Origin of the sequence: Syntrophaceticus schinkii (assembly GCF_000946815.1) — a bacterium.
In the GTDB taxonomy this organism is placed as follows: Bacteria; Bacillota; DSM-12270; order Thermacetogeniales; family Thermacetogeniaceae; genus Syntrophaceticus; species Syntrophaceticus schinkii.
Genome location: NZ_CDRZ01000229.1, coordinates 1 through 23,523 on the forward strand (window position 1 = coordinate 1; position 23,523 = coordinate 23,523).

Consider the following 23,523-nt stretch of genomic DNA (forward strand, 5'->3'; position numbering starts at 1 on the left):
GCTGGCTCTACCAGGTATATAAACATTTTGCTGACATAGTGGTGGTTGATGCCGGCTTTGCCAAGGCTCCTTTTATCAACCACTTGTGCAGCAAAAACATCCACCTTGTAGTTCGGCTAAAAGATAAGCGGATGCACATTGTCAAGGATGCGGAAGGACTATTCAGCCGTCAAGTGCCAGCCAAAACATGGCGAGAGGATAAGTCATCCACCACTCATCTAGACATCTCTGCCTGGGATGAAGAACAGTTCAATAGCTGGGATGGAATGAAAAAACCCTTAAGGGGTCGTCGAGAAGAATCGTTGAGAGCAGGTATGGCTATGCAATAGTAGGTGGCAAACGTCAGGAAGCCATCGAAAGACACGAAATTCTGGTAGCTACTACCTTAAGCAAAAATGAAGCACCCCCGGAGCTAATCCGGGAAATTATTCATCGGAGGTGGGAAATAGAAAACACGGGATATCATGAACTTAAAGGGAACTGGAACATGGGGCATTGCTTTATTCATCAGGAAGTCGCTTTTCAAGTCATTTTGTGGTTTATGTTTTTGGCGGTCAATCTTTTCTGGCTTTTCCTGTACAGAAACAGGCGCAGCTATGCTAACTAGTGGTTTTAGCGCCAGAGAGATAGCGGAGAAGATGCGTAATGCCTTGGAGTATATCAGGGACAGGAGCCTAGCACGTTATCTTTTTGATCACATGCTAGTATGAAGGCGACTATTCGATGATATAGAGTGCCCCATGGAAAATAAATAATCAAAAAATCGTTTCCTGAAGACAAAGATTTCAGGAGATATAAGTTTTTTACGCTTTCTCCAAGTACTATAAATGGAAATTCCGGAACAGTTAAAATGTAGACATGTTAAATAATGGGAGCGCGGGTTCTGCTCCAAAGATTATTCTCTTTTCCGCTACCTGCCCTTTCTTCCTGTGGAGCCTTCAACACCCCGTCCTCAATTACGGGTAGGGTTATCCCCGTTATATAGAACGGTGAACCTCGGTGAGCAGTTAGGCCTCAACCACCTCTATGTGAAGGATGATGGGCAGAATCCCACTGCTTCATTAAAGGACCGCGCATCAGTTATTGCTGTTATGAAAGCGGTGGAAGAGAAGATGACCACCATCGCCTGCTCCTCCACTGGAAATGCCGCCTCTTCTTTAGCTGGAAATGCAGCTGCCATGGGGCTTAAGACATTTATCTTTGTTCCGGGCAGGGCACCCCAAGGGAAGGTCGCTCAACTGCTGATTTTCGGTGCCAATGTGATCAGTGTTCAGGGTTCCTACAGTGATGCCTTTCAGCTGTCAGCGGAAGCCATTGAGCGGTGGGGCTGGTATAACAGAAATGCTGCCATCAATCCTTACCTGATGGAGGGGAAGAAGACAGTATCACTGGAAATTGCCGAACAGCTTGCCTGGGATGCGCCTGATTGGGTGGTTGTATCTGTGGGTGATGGGTGTATTATTTCTGGAGTCTGGAAGGGGTTTCAGGATTTGTACAGGGTTGGCTGGATTGACAAACTACCTAAACTGCTTGGGGTACAGGCAGCAGGTTGTAGTCCGCTGGCCGATGCCATTTTGGAAGATAGGGCATGGCGGCCGGCAGAAGAGAACACAATCGCTGACAGCATCGCAGTTGGTGTGCCACGCAATGCGGAAAAGGCTCTGCGTGCAGTTCGGGAATCGAAAGGGACCATGGTCACGGTATCAGATGAAGAGATTCTCAGTGCTATGCGACTGCTCGGCAGAACCAGTGGAATATTCGGAGAGCCTGCGGGAGTTACAGGGTTGGCAGGGCTTAAAACCCTTGTGGAAAGAGGAGTTATCGGAAGTGATGAACGGGTTGTGGTTATTGTTACCGGCAATGGTCTCAAGGATGTGAAAAACGCTATTACAGCAGCAGGTGAACCGATTAAAGTTGAGCCATCGATGGACCAACTGGTTGCCGAACTCAAAAAGCGGCAACTGCCGTAATTAACATTATATTAGCGCAGTGCTTTATTAAGTGCAGCATTTGCGATACATAGAACAATTACAAAAACATCTTGTTTTGACTGGAGGTAGAATTTATGGGCAAGATACCCTTTGGTCCAACTTATTCAGAAATGCTTAATCCTAGTTTAATAGCACCGGAAATACGAAAGAATGCTTTAGCAGCAAAGAAAAACGATGAGCTAGACCCGCTTAATTTGTTCAATATTACCTGGAAGGATGAGAATGACAAGGTTCGCAAAGTTGTTTTACCTAAAGAATTAACAGGAACTAAAGCAAATATCGTTGTTCTCCTTGGTAAAGATTTTCCCTCTGGATCTCATAAGGTTGGTCCAGCATATGCAACATTAATTGAAGGATGTGTTGATGGTAACATCCTTCCAGGTAAACATACAATTCTTGGCCCCTCCACCGGAAACTTCGGCATTGGAGTTGCCTATATCTGCAAATTGATGGGCTATAAAGCTGTAGTTATTATGCCGGACAATATGAGCAAGGAACGCTATGACCGGATTCGGCAGTACGGTGCCGAACTTGACCTCACACCTGGCACCGAATCAGATGTTATCTTAACCCTACAGCGAACCTATGAACTGAAAAAGGATCCTAAAAACCGCCCTCTCGCCCAGTTTGAATTGATGCCCAACTACCGATTCCACCGTCATGTCACAGGGAATTCAGCAATTGAAGCTGTTAAAGGAATAGGTAACGGCCGTATTGCTTGCTTCACTTCCGCTCCGGGGTCTGCGGGAACTATGGCGGCTGGAGATGCAATTAAAAAGGCATTTCCTGAAGCTAAAGTCGCCGCCCTGGAGCCCTATGAGTGCGCTACACTGACTACCGGTGGGCGCGGCCAGCATAGGATCGAGGGCATTGGAGATAAAATGTGTACTTTGATACACAATATATTAAACACAGACTTTGTTGTCCTGATCCGTGATGAAGATACAGTTCAAGGCTTGAAGGTGATTCAGGATGGTGCAGATGTACTGGAAGAATTAGGTGTCCCCAGAGACCAAGCTGTTGCACTGCGAGGACTTTTTGGGGTATCGGGAATCTGTAACATCCTGGGTGCTATCAAAATGGCCAAATTCCTGAGGCTTGGCCCAGAGGATAATGTTGTCACTATCGCTACTGATGGCTTTGACCGATACCCATCTGTACTGGAGGACATGGAAAAGCGCTACCTGGAAGTTGAACCCTTTGTGCTCAAGCGCTGGGCCAGGGACGTTTTCTTTAAGGCTGATGATGATCAGATCTTCGACTTTAGAAAAATGGAAAACAAAGAACGACTCTTCCAGCAGAAGGAACATGATTGGCTCCCCTTTGGTTACAGCCAAGAGTACCTGGACAGCATGCGCAGTCCGGAATTTTGGGAGGAGGAGTATGCGCTAGTAAAAGATTATGATCAAGAAATAAAAGAAAAACGATAAAAAGGATTTTTATATGGAGAGCACGAATAAATAATATGTCGCTTATTGTCGATGATTAGTGGTGAAAACAGACGGGATATGTGAGAGTTGGACCAGAGAAGCTCAAGGGAATTTTAGAAACATAATGGGGGCTTCTCTGGTACTCCCGACATTAATAATACCACATGTAGTATTACAATAAAAAAACAAATTTCTGCCTTAATAATCATACCTACAGTTCTTCGCACATCTTTCGCAGCACAATCAACCCATATATGCACTAAAACATTATGGACGCTCGATTCAATGTAAGTATTTTTATGGTTACATGCCGGATTGAAAGAGATTAAGTCTAACTACAATGCGTCTTATCATTATGATCGATGAGGAGGGGTGCCTATCAAGCTAATTAACCCGAGCCGTCTTGAGTATTATCAAAGCAGCAGGCGTATTGATGTAAAACCAATAAAACCAACCAAACATGAGCGGAGTGATTCGATGGGCTTAACTGTACAGGAAGCTTTAGAAATCGCTTCATTAAAAAAAGCTAAAGTGGTTGGAGGGCACCAGGGCTTAAATAACATAATAAGGTTTGTGAATGTTATGGAGGTGCCTGAAGTAATAAAATGGTTGAGGGGTGAAGAATTTCTTGTTACAACCGGGTTTTCTATAAAAGACGATGCCACTATACGATGTCGTTTGATCGATGATTTAGCTCAGAAAAAAGTAGCAGCTTTGGGTATTAAACCAGGACCCTACTTAGAAAAGGTCCCGGAAGATATGATCGACCATGCTGATAGGATTGGTTTACCTTTAATTGAATTGGATCCGGAGATACCCTATATTGAAATTATTGTTCCTGTTTTTGAAATTCTTCTTAACAACCAGCTTTACTGTCTTAAAAGAAATGAACAAATTCACAACAGGCTTTTAGAAGTGCTTCTGTCGGGAAATGGTTTTTCTAGCATATGTCAGGTATTAGTAGAGATTGTTAACAATCCAGTACTTATTACCGATAGAGCGGGTACTTTACTGTCATTTGCCATGCATCCTTTAGCAAAATACCATTTAAAGAGTGATTGGGAGAATAAGCTTCAGGACGGTTTATACAACTCTAGTACTAATCTCTGTTCTTTAAACCCTCATCACTGGCATAGAATTAAATTAATGGTAGAAGATTTTACACATGACGTTGTAGTTGTTCCGATCAAAGCTAATGGAGATATCAATGGCAATCTAGTAATTATCGAAAGTTGCAGCCAATTAGATGAGATAGGTCTAATCGCTGTGGAAAGAGCATCAACCATTATAGCTCTACAATTTGCAAAAGAAAAAGCCGTTTTGGAAACCGAATATCAAATTCGCGGGGAAATACTTGAAGATATTATTGGATGCAATTTCAAGTCGGAGAAAGAGATAATTAGAAGAGCCAGCTATTTGAGTTTTAACTTAAATACCAGCTTAGTTGTGTTTGTCATTGCTATAGACCATTCTTATAGTAACCTTGGTAGTCAAGGAAGAAGAGATGAAAAAACTATTCAAAAGATAAAATCGAATATATTGCAAGTAGTTCATTCAGCTTTTATAGATTACCCCGGTGGTGCCATGGTATTAGGCAAATCCGAGAGTATAACTGGTCTGGTCCGTCAAGCTTCAGAGGATGAAGTGAGTGTATTACACAGAAAGTTAACCGAAATATCTAATAAGATTATGATTAAATTTCCAAAAATAAAATTTTCTATCGGTTTGGGAAGTGTCTTTGACGGGGTTCGTAACACCAAACAATCTTTTGAAGAAGCAACTGCAGCCGCACGTATCGGGCGCATAATGAGGGGACCATTCAATGTAACGCTTTTTGAGGATTTAGGACCCTATCGTTTTTTATATAAACTCAAAGATACAAAGGCTATGACAAATTATTATTCTGAATGTTTGGGTAGAATTATTGATTATGATCAGGAACACAATACAGAACTATTAACAACACTGAATTGTTATTTTAAAAATGATTGCAGTTTAAACCAAACAGCAAAAAGGTTGTATATTCATAAAAATTCGGTTATCTATAGACTCAAAAAAATCGAAGAACTTAGCGGATTGAGTGTAAATAATTCTGATGAATGCTTCAATTTACACCTGTGTTTAAAATTTGGGCAGCTTATGGGTGATTTTCGATAAAGTTTTTTGCGTTGTGAGCTGGAGGCTATAGAAGGCAGATTTAGCGAAATTCATATAAGACGGAGGAAGGCTTAGTAGCGCGAATATATGCATTAGATACTAATGTAGCATCGTTGTATTAGTATAGTCCCGACTTGTATTGTTACTTTGGTAGTTTAGCGTAACCTACTTGTGATCGGTCAATACTATTCAACAAAGAATTGAAAAGACTCGACCCTGGTCTTAATTAGGCCTAGGGTCTTTTTTTCTGCTCTGCTTAATATCCCCCCGAACTCCATAATCTGTTTAGATTCGGATAAAGACAATATTTCTGTAATTTTCGTTGAAAATGGCGACTTTTCATGCTCAAATACTGTTTTTTAGAATCATTTTATTCACATGTAGATGAAGTGTAGATTTTGAACTATTCAATATGCTGGATGGCTATCAAGTATGCTTTATTGTTGCTCCTACCAATGTCTTAACAGGAATGTCAGCAAGTTTTGGTTTGTGCGAAAGCATAAAAAGCTAAGACAAAGGTCTGTTAGTAAGTCCAAAGGAAGGAATATCATCATTAGAGAAATTGTGCGACATAGTAAAGCGCGCGCCTTTGCTACGAAACGTTAGGTCTAAAGGATTCGTAAAGTCTCTGGTTCTAATCGGCCAAAAACCAACCACAAAGGAGGTTATAACAGTGGAAGCAACGCCGAAAAAGAACGAACAAAATGCCTTAAGCCGAGAAGGTTTAAAGACGAGACGACGGATGTGGACATTCGTATACGCAGCCTTGTTATTTCTAGCCTATTTTCTACCATATACCGTACTAAAAGATGTCCCGAAAATTTACGGTACCTTTTTAGCTTGGTGGGTGTTGATGGCGGCTATCATTCTAGCCACTTTTATTGTTACCAGCAAATGGAGGGATTAGGATGACTGCAAAGCTTATTTTTTGGGTAATCGCCATATATGCAGTTGTTGGGACAGCCCTAGCCTTTTCTGCTAGAAAGGGAATGGGTGGAGGTGTAGAGGAGTACTTTTTAGCAAGCCGTTCTTTTGGCCCATTAGTGGCGATTGGAACGTATACGGCAACAATCTATGGTGCCTTTATGACAATTGGACTACCTGCGTTAGTTTATAGGTCAGGTGTTGGTGCAGAGGGATTAGAGATATTGTATTTGGCAGGTCTGCTGCTGGTCGTCTATTTTGGACCCAGGTTTTGGTTGGCCGGTAAAAAATATGGCTATATTACGCCATATGAAATGTTTGCTGACCGGTTTAACAGTAAATGGGTAGCAGTAGTGATGGGTATAGGGGCGATTATATTCCTTGTACCGTATTGCGCATCACAGGTGATGGGTATTGGTTATACACTTCAAGGTCTTACTAATGGTGTAGTGCCCTTCATTGTTGGAGTGACAATTGCTATTGTCCTCTCGGTTCTGTGGGCGGTCATTGCTGGCCTCCGTTCTGTTGCCTGGACTGATACTCTGATGGCTACCATCATGCTTATAGGTGTTTCGGCAGTAACCATTTATGTGGTTAACGTGCATTTAGGGGGTTTCGGAAGTCTGTTTCATGCTCTCGAAACCAATTATCCGCAGCATTTGACGGTTCCCGGGCCAGATGGTTATTTTAGTCTTGGTAACTTCCTGGGGATTACCGTGGGCTGGTTTTTATTTAGCATGTCCTATCCACATATTACCCAACGGCTATTTGTTTCAGATAGCATTAAAACTTTACGTAGTATGATCAGAGGGTTTATGTGTTTCGGGCTGTTTTATACCTTCATTTGTATTACTTGGGGTTTGTGTGCAAGGGTGTTGATGCCCGGTTTAGAAAATCCCGATCTAGCTACTCCAATGTTGCTGGGCAATTTTGTGCCACCAGTTCTATCAGTAATTGTGATGGTAGGAATTGTCGCGGCAGTTATCTCTACTGTTGACTCGGTATTTTTGAGCCTCTCATCTCTCCTATCAGAAGACGTTTGCAAGAACGCGTCACCCGAAATGTCTGAAAACAAACGTTTAAAAATTGGCAAGTACTTTCTACTTATACAGGCAGTAATAGTTTGGATATTTTCTGTCCAGCAGTTTGATATGGTTGCAATTCTGCAATTAGTTTCATCGGCATTCATGACAGTGATGGTGCCGACAATTGTGGGTTGCTTTTTCTGGAAGAAGAGCACAGCGGCAGGCTCCTTGTCTAGTGTTATCGGTGGGGGTGCTCTAGCTCTATATCTAACACTTGCGAACGTTAATCCTTTAGGCCTTGGAACTGGCGTTTGGGCGTTGGTAGTTGCATCAGTTATTTATGTAGTGGTAAGTCTTGCAACCCAACCTCCTACAGAGAAAGCAGAAGAATTCTTGGGTTATCTTGACGATGCACTTGCGGAGAAAAATTGTATTTAACTGGGTTTCTGCCTGTCAAGGAAGGCATCAGGATGAAGAGCAAAAAGCTGAAGGAGGGAAGGCAATATGTTTCCGCGTATGGTTCGTGTTAAACAGAAAATAGAATGTCAGGAAATTTTAGATGTAAGACAAGCAGTGATCTCAGAAGTGCGAAAGCTGGATTTGGATGGGATGGGACTCAAGGGTTTGACTGTTGGTATTACAGCTGGAAGCCGCGGAATTTATGCACTTCCAGAAATAATAAAAGCAATAGCAGATGTTGTCAATGAAGCAGGAGCTAATCCTGTAATTATTGCCGCCATGGGTACCCATGGCGGCGGTACCCCTGAAGGGCAGTTAGAGATGTTGAAAAGTCTCAAAGTAACTCCGGAAACAGTAGGGGCACCGATAAGATGCTGTGCAGACACTGTACAGTTAGGAGAAACAGATGAAGGAGTCCCTGTCTTTTGTAATGTTGAAGCAACTAAGGTAGACAGGTTGATTATAGCTCATCGCATCAAACCACATACAAACTTTTTTGGCGAAATCGAAAGCGGCCTTCACAAGATGTTGACGATTGGGTTGGGTGGGCCCCGAGGAGCCAAATCCACACATGGTCATATGCTGGTAAAGGGCTATGAAAAAACTATTGTTGACGTAGCTAGGGTGATGCTAAAAAAACTGCCTGTTATTTTTGCGGTAGGTGTTGTAGAGAACTGGAAAGGAAAAACGGCAGAAGTTAAAGCAGTTCTTCCAAACGAGATTTATGCAAAAGAAAAAGAACTGCAAGCACTGGCCAAGGAGAACACAGTTAAGCTGCCTTTTAAACAGATGGATGTGCTGGTGCTCGGAGAAATTGGGAAAAACATATCAGGGACCGGAATGGATACCAAGGTGGTTGGGCGCATTATGATGAGATGGGGAGAGGAACCTAAATATCCTGATATTGGTCGTATTGTAGTGCTTGGGTTGACCCCGGAATCCCATGGTAATGCCATCGGTATTGGTTTGGCGGATATGACCACACGTAAGGTATTTCAGTCCATTGACATCAAATCCACTGCTTTAAATGCCATCGGTTCCATGGCTGTGGAGCAGGGGCGGATACCATGTGTGCTGGATAATGACCGTGAGGCTATCGAATCTGCTTTAGTGACTTTAGGTGCAATGGATACAACTAAAGCACGGCTGGTTTACCTTAAAAATACACTTCAGTTAGAGGAAATGTTCGTTGCGGAATCAATGCTAGATGAAGTTGCTGAAGACAGCAGGTTGGAAGTACTAGGAACTCCTGAAGAGCTTATATTTGATGATGATGGAAACCTATTAAATCTCAGGTTGCCCTAAAAAAATGCCATTCAAATTGAGATTAAACAGGAGAAGATAATTTTCATTAAGGATAGAGCCCAAAAATGGGGATGCCGAAATGGAAAATGGATGTAACAATCACTGTTTTACAGGAGGGAGCTTTATGGGATGTCAATGTCTATACCAGCAGTTTAAGGAAAAGGCTGAAGCGGTATCTGCCAGAGTTTATCGCGTTGCCTCACCCCAGGAGGCCGTACAAAAAATAGCGGGTCTTGTTAAAGGGGAACGGGACAAGCGAGATCAAGATTTCTTAACCGTATGGGCTCTTTCCTCTCTTTTTTCAGGTATTAACTTGGATTCCGTTCTAGCAGATATAGGTCCTGTTATTTTTACAGACATGGAGCATCATGCTGATGAAGCCTTTATAGGGATAGCCGAAGCTGATCTGGCTATTGCTGAAACAGGTACTTTAGTTCAGGACGCTACCGATCTTAATCAACGCTTGGCTACTATGTTTCCATATATTAATATCCTTGTGGCGCGCACCAGCAGTTTGGTACCAACTTTTGCAGATGCTTTAAACTCCTTTGCTGCAGAAATGCCTGGATACCTTGCCTTTATTACTGGACCAAGCCGCACCGCAGATATTGAAAATGTGCTGGCTATCGGTGTCCATGGTCCTGAACACCTGTGGATCATACTTATTGATGATGAGGGCGGTGAGATCCTTGGCGAATAGTGGCTTGCAAGAAAAAATCCAAAAAGCTCTAGAAAACGCTAATCTAGAAAATGCATTGGGTTCTTTTGCCGACGCTTATACCCTTTCTAGAGCCAGGGCTTATGAGGGGATTGACTTTGAAGCCCTCAGGGATGAGATAGCCAACATTAAAGCCTATGCTGCTGAACACATGGATGAACTGGCAGACCAATTTAGTAGGGAAGCTAATAGAAAGGGAGCAACGGTTTTCCGTGCGACTTCCGGGCAAGAAGTTAACAAATATATAGGCGATTTAGCACACCAACGCGGTGTAGAACTAATAGTTAAGGCTAAGTCCATGGCTACAGAGGAAATTTATTTGAACCAATACCTTGAACAACAAGATTTAAAAGTAAAAGAAACAGATTTGGGAGAATGGATAATTCAATTGGCAGGACAACGTCCTTCTCACATGGTTTTGCCGGCGATACATCTTAGAAAAGAAGAAGTAGCAGAGATTTTCAGTAAGGAGATCAAACAGCGATTGGCAGGTGATATTCCCCGTTTAGTGAAGGTGGCGCAGCAGGAATTGCGTGGAGCATTTTTAAGTGCAGATATGGGTATCACTGGTGCCAATATGGCGGTAGCAGAAACAGGTAGCATTGTACTCGTTACAAATGAAGGTAACGCGCGACTAGTTAGCACTATGCCGCCGATACTTGTAGTTGTGGTAGGGCTAGAAAAAATTGTTAGTAAGCTTTCGGATGTAACAACTATTCTGAAAGCCCTTCCGCGCAGTGCAACTGGACAACTTCTTACCAGCTATGTCAGCTTTATTACAGGATCTGTGCCTACTGCTACCAAAGATGGGTGTGGTCCGAAGGAACTTCACATTATCCTCATGGATAACAATCGTACTGCTATGCGGCATGACCCTGTATTTAAACAGGCGCTACAGTGTATCCGTTGTGCCTCTTGCACGAATGTGTGTCCCGTTTATCGTCTTGTGGGCGGTCATGTGTTTGGAGATGTATATGCTGGAGGTATCGGTACGATTCTTACAGCTTGGTTCAACGAATTGCGAAAATCATCTGAAATTCAGGCTCTTTGTATCCAATGTGGCCGCTGTAAGGATGTTTGCCCTGCTAAAATTGATATTCCGAGATTGATTTTAGAATTGCGTACCCGTTTGGCTAAGGAAGAGGGTTTGCCGCTGGCTCAGCGTCTAATCTTCGAAAATGTGTTAAAGAACCGACGGGTATTTCACTCCTTGCTTCGTACAGCAGCGAAGGTTCAGCGTCCTTTGACTAAAGGCGGAACTATGATTCGTCATCTGCCTCTATTCTTTACCGAACAAGCAAACTATAGAAGCTTGCCCGCGATAGCAGAGGTGCCTTTAAGGGATAGGATTGTTGGTGCTGACGTCAAACCACCGGTTAGGAAAAAAGCAGCATTTTTCTCAGGATGTCTTATTGACTTTGTTTACCCAGAAGTGGGTGAAGCAGTAGTTAAGGTATTGAACCATGAAGGTGTTGAAGTAGTATTTCCAAAAAAACAAACTTGTTGTGGAGCACCTGCTAGATATAGTGGGGAGGATGATGTTGCTAGCGAGTTGGCTAAAAATAATATAACTGCCTTGTTAGAAACAGGTGCAGATGTGATGATATCTGCTTGCCCCACTTGCACCCATGTATTGCAGCACGAATATGTAGTTCTTCTGTCAGGGGATTTAGAGTGGGAGAACAAAGCTAAGGAATTAGCCGTAAAAGTAAGGGATTTTTCCCAGTTTGTTTTTGAAATGCGGAAACAACGCAACGCTCTGCATGAAGGACGCCTGCCTGAACCGGTGCAGATTACTTACCACGATTCTTGTCACCTGAATCGTTCTCTGGGGATTTTTGAGGAACCTAGGGAACTGCTTACTGGCATTAATGGTGTGACGCTTATGGAAATGGAAGATTCCGCAACTTGCTGTGGAATGGGTGGATCATACAGCATAAAGTTTCCACGGCTTTCTGCATCGATCCTTGAACGTAAATTGAGGAAAATTCAAGACATCGGTGCTGAAGTGGTAGCTATGGATTGTCCTGGTTGCATGATGCAGATTAGAGGGGGTGTGGACAAGGCCAACAGCACATTGAAAGTAAAACATACTGCGCAAATTCTTGCAGAAGCTATTCCTCGCTAAATGCTAATTGATTAAGAGACAAATTCAAGGGAGGGAAATTTATGAAGGAAGTAAGATTACACGGTAGGGGAGGGCAAGGCCTACTTAGGGCAGCACATATTATAGTTAAAGCTGCTGTTGCATCGGACAAATTTGCCACATTTATTCCATATTTCGGTGTAGAGCGAAGAGGTTCTCCAGTCTATGGTTTTTTGCGTTTAGATGATAAACCTATCCGTCTCAAGACCCAGGTATATCATCCGGACTGTGTCATAGTTTTAGATGACACACTTTTGGATGAGGTCGATGTCTATGAGGGCATGAAAGAGAATGCTTTTCTAGTCATCAATACCAGGAGAACTGTTGAACAGCTAGGTGTTCCAAAACAAGTATCTACTATAGGTTTAGTAAATGCTACAGATATAGCCTTAAAACATATCAATAGAAGTATACCTAATACAGTTATTTTAGGTGCTTTTTGTCGTACTACAAATTGGCTTCCTTTAGAGGCGATAACAGAGAAGGTGGAAAAAGAGTTCGATAGCAAGAATTCAGCTGCATGTGATGAAGGATACCGGGCCGCGACAATAATAAAAACGAGGTGATAGTGATGGATATAAAATGGATTTCACCCCTTGGAGATGGAGGACTTTATGTGCTCAATACCGGCAAATGGAGAACATTTAGGCCGGTTATTGACAAAGAGAAATGTACTGATTGTGCTACATGTGCTCATTATTGCCCAGTTCAAGCGATGAGGAAAGATCTGAAGGATAAAGATAGCAGACTCTATATTGATTTGAGTTATTGCAAGGGTTGTGGGATTTGTGAAGTTGAGTGTCCCCGCAAAGCTATAACCATGGTGAGAGAGGAGGTTATGTAAATGTCGATGGTCAATGCACTTACCGGCAATGAAGCAGCTGCCAAAGGTGCTGCTTTATGTAAGCCGGATGTTATTGCTGCTTATCCAATTACACCTCAATCATCGGTAGTGGAACATTTGGCACAAATGCATGCTGATGGACTGCTTAAGGCTGAGATGGTAGAAGTAGAGTCTGAGCATTCGGCAATGAGTGTTGTTCAAGGCGCAGCCCTGGCTGGTGGCCGCACATTTACTGCAACATCTGCTCAGGGGTTGGCCTTAATGTACGAGCCATATTTCAGGATGTCAACAATGCGGTTACCGATGGTAATGGCTATTGCAGGACGTGAAATGACTTCTCCAGAAACTATCTGGGCTGGTCAGCAGGATAGCGTTAGTGTTCGGGAATCGGGATGGATTCAGTTTTATGTTGAGGATAATCAAGAGATTCTAGATACGATTATCCAAAGCTACAAGATAGCGGAAGATAATAGTGTTTTAATTCCTGTTAATGTCTGCTATGATGGGTTTTATTTGTCCCATTTAATTGAAAGGGTCGAAGTTCCAACTGAGGAATTGGTTGAGCAATTTCTTCCTCCTTATTGCCCTAAACACATCTATTTTGATCCCGAAAGACCTATTGCAGTAGACCCGATGTTCGACGGCTCTATGATGATGAAGTTTCGGCACAATCATTTAGAAGCAATGCAGGCAGCTCTTGATGTCATAGATAATGTGGATAAAGAGTTTGGTTCTACCTTTGGTCGTAGTTATGGCGGTCTTATTGAAGAATATCGAATGGATGACGCCGAAGTCGTGTTGTTTTCTATTGGTTCTTCTACCGGTGCCGGTAAAGATGCTGTCGATTTGTATCGGGAAAGAGGAGAAAAGGTTGGTTTGATTAAAGTTAGGGTTTTGCGTCCTTTCCCGACGAAGAGAATACTAAAAGCCCTCAGTAAGTCTGTTCGAGCTATCGGTGTGGTTGATAGGTCAGTTTCCTTTGGTTGGAATACCGGGGCTCTTTTCCAAGAAGTAATGGCTGCCCTAGGTAACTATGGTCGCTCTTTACCTGGAATATCGTTTATCGGGGGCCTAGGTGGCGCAGATATTACATTAGATCACATGACTGCAGCGCTGGATGCTGTGATCGCTCTCGCGGAAAAACCTGAATATGGCAAATCAACTATTTGGTTAGATTAACATAGCAGGAGGTGTAAATTATGAATTTGAACGAAGTTTTTTTCGAACTTGAAGATCTAGCTTCGCCAGGCTTATCTGCTTGCCCAGGTTGTCCTGCGGAGTTGGCGTTGCGTATTGTATTAAAAATTGTCGGTAATAACACACTGCTAGGTGTAACCCCGGGCTGTATGACCGGTGCAGGAGCAGTAGGTTGGAATAGGTTGTCAGGAGTTAAAGTACCAGTAACTATGCCACTGTTGACCAATGCTGCGTCACTTTTCTCTGGTGTAAAAAGATTCTGCCATACTCAAGGAAGAGATGATATTAGGGTGGTAGTTTTTGCAGGGGATGGCGCTACAGCTGATGCAGGTTTTCAAGCTCTTTCTGGAGCAGCTGAGAGAAACGAAAACATTTTGTATATTTGCTACGATAACGAAGGTTATATGAATACAGGTTTTCAAAGAAGTGGTACCAGTTCAAAAGGCTCTTACACATCCACAACTCCTGTAGGTAGTGTTATAAAAGGAAAACAACAAAATAAAAAAGATATGCCATTAATTATGGCTATGCATGATGCCGCTTATGTAGCTACTTTATCTACAGCTTATACACGTGACTTTGTCAATAAGGTAGAGAAGGCGTTATCAATCAAAGACGGTTTCGTTTATCTGCACATTTTCTCCCCGTGCCTCTCGGGTTGGCGGTATGAATCCAAAAATACAATTTCAGTTGGCCGATTGGCGGTTCAAACAAACTTTTATCCATTATATGAGTACAGAGAGGGGCGTTTTACCCAAACTGTAAAAGTAAAAAATGCAAAGCCAATACAAGAATTCCTTAATAGTGTTGGTAAATTTAAGCACTTTGATGAAAAACAAACTGCTGACATACAGCAGTGGGTAGATCGAAGATATAGTCTGTTAGAAAGCTTATGGAGAGATAGTTAAGGGGGTAGTATTATGAGCGAGAAAAGCCCGCTGATACTAGCCATAAACCTCGGCTCGGCCTCAACAAAGATGGGACTTTATCGGGGGAAAAAGGAAGTTGCACTAAAAACGCACGTGCATAGCACAGATGAATTTAGTGCTTTATTAGATATAAAGGATCAGCTTCCATACCGCCGTGAAGCAATACAACGTTTTTTTAGAGGAGCATAAGGTGCAAATTGATGACTTAAGTGCCATCGTGAGTAGGGGTGGGGAAATGAGACCGCTGCCTGGTGGTGCATATCGTGTAAATCAAGAAATGATAGACGATTTACTGAATTGTCGCTACGGCGAACATCCTACTAACCTTGGTGCAGTCTTGGCACAAGAATTATTAACATCATCAGGAGAAACCATTGCTTTAGTGATAGACCCACCTACCAGTGATGAATTTTCACCCTTGGCTCGTTTATCTGGTCTTAAAGAAATGCCTAGACGTTCCTGTTTACATGTACTGAATCAACGCTCAGTAGGAAAACGTCTGGCAAAGGATTTGGGACGTAACTATGCGGATCTTAAACTTATTGGTGTGCATCTTGGGGGAGGCATCTCTGTTACCGCCCATGAAAATGGCCGCCTGATAGATGCAAATAACGGGCTTGATGGTGATGGCCCCTACTCTCCTCAGCGGGCAGGAACTTTGCCAGCAGATGCTTTGGTCGAACTGTGTTTTTCAGGAAAGTATACTCAGAAGGAGGTATACTCCTTCCTCACTACAAAAGGTGGTCTGATGTCTCATCTTGGTACTCAAGATGCAGAAGAAGTTGAAAAACGTATTGAGGAAGGGGATGCCAAGGCGCGCCTTATCTACGAAGGTATGGCCTATCAGATCGCGAAAGAAATTGGATCGATGGCTACAGTATTCAAAGGTCAAGTGGATGGTATTTTCTTCACTGGTGGTTTAGCCCATTCCCAAATTCTGATTGATTGGGTAAAAGAGCGTGTTACCTTTTTGGCACCTATTTATATATACCCTGGGGAGGCTGAGTTAAATGCACTGGTTGAAGGGACACTTGAAGTGCTTGAAGAGAAACAAATCCTTAAAGAATACGCAGCCGTAGAGCAAACACATCAAAGCTAGAAAACAAATAAATGAGGGGAAACTCTATGTTTAAAAGCTTTTCAGAAGTTATTTCAGCTGCAAGTTCCCGTGGACCGGTTCGTGTCGCAGTAGCCCAAGCTGCTGATGAGGAAGTACTCTCTGCTATGGTTAAGGCCAGAAGAAAAGGTATAGTAGAAGGAGTATTAGTTGGAGAAGAGGTCAAAATCACTAATATACTCAAAAATCTGAACGAAAACCCTGCAGATTATACAATAATTTCAGCTGTAGATTATTCGGATTGTGCAAAAAAAGCGGTAAGTGTTATTAATAACAACCAAGCAGACGTTCTAATGAAAGGGATACTACCAACGGCAGATTATCTTCGACCAATTCTCGACAAAAATTGCGGTTTGTATACTGGAAGACTAATAAGCCAGATTAGCATTTTTGAGTGGGCTGAAAAACAGAAACTCTTCTTTATTACTGACTGCGCAATAAATATTGCACCAGATATAAATCAAAAAAAGTCTATTCTGCTTAATAGTTTAGAGCTTGCACGGAGTCTGGGTTTAGCAAAACCACGGGTAGCTATTTTAGCGTCCCAAGAAATTGTTAAACCGGAAATGCCGGAGACGATCGATGCAGATGTTTTAGCAAAGATGGCAGAACAGGGCGAATTCAAAGATGCGATAGTTGATGGTCCATTAGCTTTTGATAATGCCTTTTCCGAAGAGGCTGCACTTCAAAAAGGTACTGGAGGACTTGTTGCAGGTAAAGCTGATATTCTTATAGTGCCAGATTTAAGTACTGGTAATGCTATTCACAAGGCGCTTGTGCATTTTGCGCACTTGCCTACTGCTGGGGTCATAATAGGGGCGCGAGTACCTATTATATCTACGTCCCGGGGCGATGATTCTGAAGTAAAGTATTATTCCTTAGCTGTGGCAAATCTGTTGGCTAACAGATCTTCATAATCTCTAACAACAGCCTGCATATCTGTCTGCTGCATATGACAGCTGTGCAGGCTGAGACTTTTATGGAGTGCCTTTAGATGTTCATTTAGAAAGGTGCATTTATTAGGGAGTTTTTGAATATGGACTGTACTGAATATAAAGACTATTATAACCGGAAAAGTAATTTTAACAGAATTAACGGAATGATCGTCATGAAACTGGAAAGAGGGTATGCGGAAGTTGAGATGACTGTTAATGACAACAGTCTTAATGTATTGGGTTCACTTCACGGAGGGGCTTTGTATACATTGGCAGATACTGCTGCCGGTGTGGCATCGTTGTCGTATGGTATCACATCTGTTACCCTAAATGGCAGTATGAGCTATATAAAACCTGTTATTTGTGGAAAAGTGAAGGCTATTGCAAGTGAAATAAGTCGTGGCAGAAAAATAGGGGTCTATGATGTGAGCATTAATGATGAAAATGAACGATTACTCGCAAAAGCTATATTCACGATGTATATAATAGGCAATAAAATAGAGATGTAGTCACCGACTACGGACAATATTGTTCTGCAGTGGATGTTGCTCCAGTGGAGAGTGATAAGTGAAATGGATTATATAGTTAATGTTACAGGCGGAAAAGGGGGTAACTCCTTTTTGCTATTGGGAGACCAAAAAACAGCATTGGTGGACTGCGGAATGGCATATTGTGCTGCTAATCTCATTAACAATGTAAAGCAAGTGCTAAATACAAGAGCATTAGATTATGTATTTGTTAGCCATTCACATTATGACCACATAGGTGCGTTACCATATTTGAGAGAGGAATGGCCGCATATAAAAATATGCGGTACAGAGTACGATCAAAATATTTTGAATAGAGATAACGCTCTCAAAACAATCAAGAAGCTTAACATGCAGGCCGCAGGGTTTTATGGTCAGGGTATTTTCAATGAGTACAATAATGATTTGATGAAAATCGATACAGTTATTTCGGATGGAGACATTATTGATCTGGGAAGTGTGAATATTAAAGTGATAGAAACACCTGGCCACACAAAATATACTTTATCTTTTTTAGTGAATAACGAGGTTTTATTTGCAAGTGAATCAACAGGCTGTATGGGTAAATCAGGAAAGATATATCATAACATTTTAGTGAGTTATTCCAATACAATCGATTCCATTAACAGATGCAGAAAAATCAATCCTGAATTTATTATTTCTCCCCATTATGGTCTAGTAAAGAAGAGTGATACACTCAACTATTGGCAAAACAGTTTACTTGCTGCAAAAAAAAGCAGAGATTTTATTCTCCATTTATTTAATTTGGGATATGGTAAAGAGAAAATATTATCAGAATATGAAAATAAGTTCCGTGATGAAGAGAGTAGATCGATGCAACCAATTACTGCTTTTAGGCTAAATATACAGAGTATGATAGAAGCAGTGTTGAACGAAAGGTAAACTCTGTCATTTGTAGGTACAGGTACAGTTGACCCTGCGAATACTAATAACAATATTTCGCAAAGGAGATTTGTCATTATGGATAAACGAAAAATCCAAGAACTCCTTCAGGATGTACGTAACGGTAAGATTAGTGTTGAAGCGGCCGAAAAAACTCTTAAATATCTTCCCTATGCTGACATTGGCACTGCTAAAATTGATCATCACAGGAACCTGCGCCGGGGGATGCCTGAAGTAATATTTTGCCAAGGGAAAACCCCTGAACAGTCTTTAGCCGCTTTCATGGAGTTGGCCGCACATAGTGATTTTGTCCTGGCTACTCGGGTTTCCGAAGAAACAGCATCCCTAATCAAGTCGCACTTTCCTAATGTTTTTTTCTGTCGCGAGGCGAAAATCCTTTTTCTCAGCAACGGCGAAATTCGACAGCGGGCTGGTAGGATTGCTGTTTTGACCGCAGGCACAAGCGACCTACCGGTTGCCGAAGAAGCTGCTCTTACCGCAGAACTGTTAGGAAGTGAGGTTGTCAAAATATATGATGTGGGGGTTGCGGGAGTCCACCGCCTCTTTCCACACTTGGAGATTATCGACAATTGCCGGGTTATTATTGCTGTTGCTGGGATGGAGGGGGCGCTGCCCGGAGTTGTGGCAGGACTTACAGACAAACCTGTTATAGCTGTTCCCACTAGTACTGGTTATGGAGCCAACTTTGGAGGTCTGTCATCACTATTGACGATGCTCAACAGCTGCTCTCCAGGAGTTGGTGTGGTAAACATCGATAACGGTTTCGGCGCAGCGGTATTGGCCTATCTAATAACAAAAAACTGTTGTCATGAAGAGGATTAATTGAGCCCAACCTTCGATGTTCATGTTGACATCGTCAATTTCCGTTCCGTAAAGAATGTCCTATTACATGGTCTAATCCAATCTATTTACAAGACCTTGTCGTAGGTCGTAGGAGATTAAATCATTAGAAAGAGGTTGTGCAACGATACAAAAGTTGAACAGCCTAGTCTGTTATATGGTCTAAAGGAAGGGGTGCTCTTAAATAAGAATTAATTAACTAAGTTAAACAGCAGTCATCACACTAGTTCAACTAGTTAAGGAAAGGTAGGGAATCGTATGGCAGATTTAAGGGTGAATTTTGCGGGAGTTACTTTTAAAAATCCTTTAGTTTTGGCTTCGGCTACTCCTGGTTGGGATGGAGAGGGAATGAAAAGAGCTGCCCTGGCAGGGATAGGCGGAGTAGTACCTAAAACTATCGGGCCTGTACAAGATTGGGCGGCTCACCCACGTAATGGTAGGCTTCAGTTGATCAAGAACGGTAGTAAGGCTATTGGAATGGTTAACCTGGAACTTTTCACTACCAAGACAAGAGAAGACTGGATTAAAGAAGATTTGGCTATTGCGAAACAAGGTGGAGCTGTTATGCAGGTAAGTGTGCTCGCAATGCCCCATCCGGAAGAGACCGCGGAATTGGTTGATGAGATACAAAGCACCGGTTTGGTTGATCTACTGGAGCTAAACGTTTCATGTCCGATGCCTGCTTCAACTGTTGGTATGCATATAGGTAAAAGTGCAGAGCTGACCTATAAGCAAGCAAAAATAGCGAAGAGTGCGGCGAAGATACCTCTAACAGTAAAATTAACGCCTAATGTTTCAGACATGGTTGAGATTGCCCAAGCTGTTAAGGATGCTGGGGCAGATGGTGTGACGATTAGCAATTCCATCCGCTCCTTTGCCGGTGTGGACATTGAAACAGGTATGCCACTACTACGCGGTTATGGAGGCTATACTGGCCCTGCTATTAAACCGGTCATTATGCGCCATCTTTCTGAAGTAGCCAGAGCAGTAGATATTCCGATATCCGCAATTGGTGGAGTCATGAGCTTCAAAGAGATTGTTGAATACATAATGTTGGGTGCAAGCACAGTTCAAACTTGTACTGCTGTCATGTGGAACGGTTACTCAATAATAACTAAATTTCTCGAAGATTTGGAAAATTGGATGGATGATAAAGGGTATAAATCATTAGATGAGATTCGCGGTATTGCACTACCCCATATTACCACTGTGGAAGAGCTAGCAAAACTTCCTCCCAAATTTGCCAATGTAGATGTTGATAAGTGTAACAACTGCGGAAAGTGCGAGAAAGTATGTATGTATCGCGCTATTTCTTCTGACGATTCTGCAGCATGCGTTGACCAGACGAAGTGCGATGGTTGTGGTTTATGTGTCCAATGGTGCCCAAAGGGAGCTATTGAATTACGGTAATAATAGAGGTTATTAAATAGCAAATGCTAAGGAGGCTGTCTGAATCATGATAAATCTGGATGGAGCTTATGACCTGCATGTACATTCACATCCATGTTTGTTTCCCAGGATTTGTGATGACAAAACAGCAGTGGCTGCAGCAGCTGATGCTGGTATTGGAGGAATACTCCTTAAGTGTCACCATGAAAGCACTGTAAGCAGAGCCAGTGAATTACAAAATGATTATGATGATTTTCGAGTTTATGGAGGCATTGTACTTAATGAATATGTCGGAGGGATTAACCCGCTAGCTGTTGAGGCTGCTCTCAAACTGGGTGCCAAAGAAGTCTGGATGCCAACTATTGATGCTGATAATCATGCAAAGGCCCACGGTTCTCGGGGTAAGTACGATGTCCAGGAGGGTGGAAGCACAGGGGATGCTGAGGAAGTCAAAGGGATTTCCGTTTTCGATGCTGAAGGCAACATCAACGAAAAGACCAAAGAGGTTTTGCAGTTAATCGCTGATCATAACGCTATTTTAGGAACCTGTCATCTATCTCAAGAGGAAATTTTCAAGCTTGTTAAAACTGCTAGAGAAATAGGTGTAAAAAAGATCTTGATTACACATCCGTTTTTTAAAGTTCCTGCTTTCAGCACAAGTCAAGTTAAAGAGTTGGTGGCATTGGGTGCAACAGCGGAATTTGGCTACTGTACTGTTTCTCCCATGTGGCATTATGCAACTGTTCAAGAAGTAACAGCTGCAATAAAAGAGATAGGTCCAAAAAACTGTATTATTATCAGTGATGCCGGACAACGTCATAATCCGATGCCCCATGAAAGTTTAAGAGTTTTTGCTCAATGTTTGTATGAGTGCGGGATGACAAAAGAAGAGATACATACCCTGATTGTAGAGAACCCTCGGGGGCTTGTGGAGGGATAAGATGTTATTAGCTCTAGGTGAAGCATGTTTTTAGCAAATTAATTAAAAGGGAGTGATACAGTAAGGCATTTTGTCATATCGCTAAGAGATTTTAATTTGTTTGCAAAAAAAATGGAGGTGGGCAATTTGAGTAAGTTTATTGAAGAACTGCGAGAAGCAATAATCAACGGTGACCGAGAAGAAGCTGAAGCGATAACTAAAAAGGCGCTGGAAAGCAACATAGACCCACAGGTTCTGATCCAAGAGGCTGGCTCCAAAGCAATGGATATCGTGGGTCAGCGGTTTAACGACTTTGAGATCTTTCTTCCCGATTTAACACTTGCAGCAGATGCAATGAAGGGCTCAGTAGGCTTAATTATTGAGAAGTTAAAAGAAACAGGTGGCGGTGGAGAAGATAGTGTTGCCAATATTGTATTAGGTACCTGTTTTGGTGATATGCATGATATCGGCAAGAACCTTGTATCAGTATTGATGGCAACAGCAGGGATGCAGGTACACGATATTGGGGTTGATGTTAAGGTAAAAGACTTTATCCAAAAAGCAGAAGAAGTAGATGCCAAAATTATCGCCATGTCTTCATTGTTGTCTACATCATTACCCTTCATGGAAGATTTAATACGTATTTTAAAAGAAAAGAATCTCAGGGACAAGTACTACGTTATTGTAGGAGGCGGACCAGTAACACCGGAATTTGCAGTTGAAATTGGGGCAGATGCTTATGGTAGAAGTGCTGTGGATGCTCGTGAAATATGCAAGCAACTGCTATCCAGTGGGAAGAAACCGCCATTTGAGAAGCCGGTAATTCTTGGCGATTTAAAAACTAATTAAGAGGAGGTGCCGAAGATGAAATCAATGATGACACTAATCAACACTTTAGAAAAGACAGATCATGGTCCGTATTGTTCAGAATTTGACTGGGATAACAAAGTACTGCCGAGGGCAGTTAAAGATAAGCTGAAAAAATACGGATTAGAAAAGACATGTGTAACAGACAATCCGATCAACTGTGATGATGATCTGGCAGATACCTTTTTTAAGGCAGGTTATGAACTGGCCCTTGAGCTTGGAATTTACTGCAGGGATACAGAACGCATCATTAAAGTTTCCGAAGAAGAACTTGAGGCTTCCTTAAGATATGCTCCCAGCGAAATAACACTTGGTACCGGAGAAGACGAAGTTGTCTTGAAGAAACGAAACCCAGAAGATCCTCATCCACCATTGCTAGAAGCTTCTCTATGTATTACAGTTGATGAAGACCTCTATGTTCCCATGGTAGAGGGGATAGCCAAGAACAGACACGTAGACATTTTACACGGGCCTTCTTTTGCCACAATCAAAGGCAGAGAAGTACGTACAGGTACTCCCTGGGAGACACTGCAGGGAAGATATGAAGCAGAGTTAAGAAAAGAGGCCTTATGGAGGGCTGGACGTCCGGGGATGCCCAGTTTAGCCATGGCTACAACGAATACCGAATACAGCAACTTGGGCGGTTTGCCTGCATTAAGCGAGGGCAATAACATAGCAATTTCTCTCAACCCGCCAGAATTAAAGACCACATACGGCAATATTCACAGAGTAGTGCAGGGGATAAACTACGGTTTATACTTGCGGGTTGCCTGTAGTTCATTTATCGGAGGCTACGCTGGCCCAACAGAAGGCGCTGTCTTGACCAACATCGCCTCCGATTTACTGATACCGGCTGTACTTGGAGCTCACTATACAGGTT

At 42.4% G+C, this 23,523-nt stretch carries 23 protein-coding genes and 1 pseudogene; all 24 read left to right on the forward strand.

The window, feature by feature from the left end; translation table 11 throughout:
- Positions 1-329 (forward strand): annotated as a pseudogene (locus SSCH_RS19190) (hypothetical protein); the annotation flags it as partial.
- 41 nt (positions 330-370) lie between these two features.
- Positions 371-607, forward strand: a complete 237-nt coding sequence (locus tag SSCH_RS21870) for a transposase (protein ID WP_408645714.1) — start codon at positions 371-373, stop codon at positions 605-607.
- A gap of 307 nt (positions 608-914) precedes the next feature.
- Positions 915-1,970 (forward strand): threonine synthase, encoded by a 1,056-nt coding sequence (gene thrC / locus SSCH_RS08190; RefSeq protein ID WP_156972194.1) that lies wholly within the window; start codon positions 915-917, stop codon positions 1,968-1,970.
- 95 nt (positions 1,971-2,065) lie between these two features.
- Positions 2,066-3,421 (forward strand): PLP-dependent cysteine synthase family protein, encoded by a 1,356-nt coding sequence (locus tag SSCH_RS08195; protein WP_044665037.1) that lies wholly within the window; start codon positions 2,066-2,068, stop codon positions 3,419-3,421.
- Between the two features lie 372 nt (positions 3,422-3,793).
- On the forward strand, positions 3,794-5,578 hold the full coding sequence (locus tag SSCH_RS08200) for a PucR family transcriptional regulator ligand-binding domain-containing protein (protein WP_044665038.1): 1,785 nt from the start codon (positions 3,794-3,796) through the stop codon (positions 5,576-5,578).
- A gap of 673 nt (positions 5,579-6,251) precedes the next feature.
- Positions 6,252-6,485 carry a hypothetical protein gene (locus SSCH_RS08205; RefSeq protein ID WP_044665039.1) on the forward strand — a complete coding sequence of 78 codons (234 nt, stop codon included), beginning with the start codon at positions 6,252-6,254 and terminating at the stop codon, positions 6,483-6,485.
- Between the two features lies 1 nt (position 6,486).
- The gene (locus SSCH_RS08210; RefSeq protein ID WP_044665040.1) at positions 6,487-7,965 is read left to right on the forward strand and encodes a sodium:solute symporter family protein; all 1,479 of its coding nucleotides are present in this window, start codon (positions 6,487-6,489) and stop codon (positions 7,963-7,965) included.
- Between the two features lie 66 nt (positions 7,966-8,031).
- A complete protein-coding gene (locus SSCH_RS08215; RefSeq protein ID WP_044665041.1) occupies positions 8,032-9,291 on the forward strand; it encodes a nickel pincer cofactor-dependent isomerase, group 22 in 1,260 nt (419 codons plus the stop codon).
- A gap of 124 nt (positions 9,292-9,415) precedes the next feature.
- Positions 9,416-9,991: a LutC/YkgG family protein gene (locus tag SSCH_RS08220; protein ID WP_044665042.1), complete on the forward strand. Its 576-nt coding sequence runs from the start codon at positions 9,416-9,418 to the stop codon at positions 9,989-9,991.
- The gene (gene ldhH, locus SSCH_RS08225; RefSeq protein WP_044665043.1) at positions 9,981-12,137 is read left to right on the forward strand and encodes an L-lactate dehydrogenase (quinone) large subunit LdhH; all 2,157 of its coding nucleotides are present in this window, start codon (positions 9,981-9,983) and stop codon (positions 12,135-12,137) included. Before SSCH_RS08220 ends, ldhH begins: the two co-directional genes overlap by 11 nt.
- Positions 12,138-12,178: 41 nt before the next feature.
- A complete protein-coding gene (locus tag SSCH_RS08230) occupies positions 12,179-12,721 on the forward strand; it encodes a 2-oxoacid:acceptor oxidoreductase family protein (RefSeq protein WP_044665044.1) in 543 nt (180 codons plus the stop codon).
- 5 nt (positions 12,722-12,726) lie between these two features.
- The gene (locus SSCH_RS08235; RefSeq protein WP_044665045.1) at positions 12,727-12,999 is read left to right on the forward strand and encodes a 4Fe-4S binding protein; all 273 of its coding nucleotides are present in this window, start codon (positions 12,727-12,729) and stop codon (positions 12,997-12,999) included.
- On the forward strand, positions 13,000-14,178 hold the full coding sequence (locus tag SSCH_RS08240) for a phenylglyoxylate dehydrogenase (RefSeq protein WP_044665046.1): 1,179 nt from the start codon (positions 13,000-13,002) through the stop codon (positions 14,176-14,178).
- Between the two features lie 20 nt (positions 14,179-14,198).
- Positions 14,199-15,104 (forward strand): thiamine pyrophosphate-dependent enzyme, encoded by a 906-nt coding sequence (locus SSCH_RS08245; RefSeq protein ID WP_044665047.1) that lies wholly within the window; start codon positions 14,199-14,201, stop codon positions 15,102-15,104.
- Positions 15,105-15,116: 12 nt separating this feature from the next.
- On the forward strand, positions 15,117-15,314 hold the full coding sequence (locus tag SSCH_RS16605; protein WP_052835466.1) for a hypothetical protein: 198 nt from the start codon (positions 15,117-15,119) through the stop codon (positions 15,312-15,314).
- The gene (gene buk / locus SSCH_RS08250; RefSeq protein ID WP_198142311.1) at positions 15,280-16,224 is read left to right on the forward strand and encodes a butyrate kinase; all 945 of its coding nucleotides are present in this window, start codon (positions 15,280-15,282) and stop codon (positions 16,222-16,224) included. Before SSCH_RS16605 ends, buk begins: the two co-directional genes overlap by 35 nt.
- A gap of 26 nt (positions 16,225-16,250) precedes the next feature.
- On the forward strand, positions 16,251-17,159 hold the full coding sequence (locus SSCH_RS08255; RefSeq protein WP_044665048.1) for a bifunctional enoyl-CoA hydratase/phosphate acetyltransferase: 909 nt from the start codon (positions 16,251-16,253) through the stop codon (positions 17,157-17,159).
- Between the two features lie 119 nt (positions 17,160-17,278).
- Positions 17,279-17,686, forward strand: a complete 408-nt coding sequence (locus SSCH_RS08260) for a PaaI family thioesterase (RefSeq protein WP_044665049.1) — start codon at positions 17,279-17,281, stop codon at positions 17,684-17,686.
- Positions 17,687-17,749: 63 nt separating this feature from the next.
- Positions 17,750-18,607, forward strand: a complete 858-nt coding sequence (locus SSCH_RS08265) for an MBL fold metallo-hydrolase (RefSeq protein WP_044665050.1) — start codon at positions 17,750-17,752, stop codon at positions 18,605-18,607.
- 78 nt (positions 18,608-18,685) lie between these two features.
- Positions 18,686-19,450 (forward strand): nickel pincer cofactor biosynthesis protein LarB, encoded by a 765-nt coding sequence (gene larB / locus SSCH_RS08270; protein ID WP_044665051.1) that lies wholly within the window; start codon positions 18,686-18,688, stop codon positions 19,448-19,450.
- 276 nt (positions 19,451-19,726) lie between these two features.
- Entirely contained in the window at positions 19,727-20,878 is a 1,152-nt protein-coding gene (locus tag SSCH_RS08275) for a 4Fe-4S binding protein (RefSeq protein WP_044665052.1), read from the forward strand.
- A gap of 46 nt (positions 20,879-20,924) precedes the next feature.
- On the forward strand, positions 20,925-21,797 hold the full coding sequence (locus SSCH_RS08280; protein ID WP_044665053.1) for a DUF6282 family protein: 873 nt from the start codon (positions 20,925-20,927) through the stop codon (positions 21,795-21,797).
- Between the two features lie 126 nt (positions 21,798-21,923).
- A complete protein-coding gene (locus SSCH_RS08285) occupies positions 21,924-22,625 on the forward strand; it encodes a corrinoid protein (RefSeq protein WP_232294309.1) in 702 nt (233 codons plus the stop codon).
- Positions 22,626-22,640: 15 nt separating this feature from the next.
- A partial coding sequence (locus SSCH_RS08290; protein WP_044665054.1) for a monomethylamine:corrinoid methyltransferase occupies positions 22,641-23,523 on the forward strand: 883 nt, incomplete at its 3' end.

Bases quoted from the DNA above. Each gene is read 5' to 3' on its own strand.
- SSCH_RS08240 (WP_044665046.1), top strand. From the start codon at position 13,000: ATGTCGATGGTCAATGCACTTACCGGCAATGAAGCAGCTGCCAAAGGT.
- SSCH_RS08255 (WP_044665048.1), top strand. From the start codon at position 16,251: ATGTTTAAAAGCTTTTCAGAAGTTATTTCAGCTGCAAGTTCCCGTGGA.
- SSCH_RS08275 (WP_044665052.1), top strand. From the start codon at position 19,727: ATGGCAGATTTAAGGGTGAATTTTGCGGGAGTTACTTTTAAAAATCCT.
- SSCH_RS08230 (WP_044665044.1), top strand. From the start codon at position 12,179: ATGAAGGAAGTAAGATTACACGGTAGGGGAGGGCAAGGCCTACTTAGG.
- SSCH_RS16605 (WP_052835466.1), top strand. From the start codon at position 15,117: ATGAGCGAGAAAAGCCCGCTGATACTAGCCATAAACCTCGGCTCGGCC.
- SSCH_RS08260 (WP_044665049.1), top strand. From the start codon at position 17,279: ATGGACTGTACTGAATATAAAGACTATTATAACCGGAAAAGTAATTTT.
- SSCH_RS08280 (WP_044665053.1), top strand. From the start codon at position 20,925: ATGATAAATCTGGATGGAGCTTATGACCTGCATGTACATTCACATCCA.
- SSCH_RS08235 (WP_044665045.1), top strand. From the start codon at position 12,727: ATGGATATAAAATGGATTTCACCCCTTGGAGATGGAGGACTTTATGTG.
- SSCH_RS08215 (WP_044665041.1), top strand. From the start codon at position 8,032: ATGTTTCCGCGTATGGTTCGTGTTAAACAGAAAATAGAATGTCAGGAA.
- SSCH_RS08265 (WP_044665050.1), top strand. From the start codon at position 17,750: ATGGATTATATAGTTAATGTTACAGGCGGAAAAGGGGGTAACTCCTTT.
- SSCH_RS08220 (WP_044665042.1), top strand. From the start codon at position 9,416: ATGGGATGTCAATGTCTATACCAGCAGTTTAAGGAAAAGGCTGAAGCG.
- SSCH_RS08210 (WP_044665040.1), top strand. From the start codon at position 6,487: ATGACTGCAAAGCTTATTTTTTGGGTAATCGCCATATATGCAGTTGTT.
- SSCH_RS08195 (WP_044665037.1), top strand. From the start codon at position 2,066: ATGGGCAAGATACCCTTTGGTCCAACTTATTCAGAAATGCTTAATCCT.
- SSCH_RS08245 (WP_044665047.1), top strand. From the start codon at position 14,199: ATGAATTTGAACGAAGTTTTTTTCGAACTTGAAGATCTAGCTTCGCCA.
- larB (WP_044665051.1), top strand. From the start codon at position 18,686: ATGGATAAACGAAAAATCCAAGAACTCCTTCAGGATGTACGTAACGGT.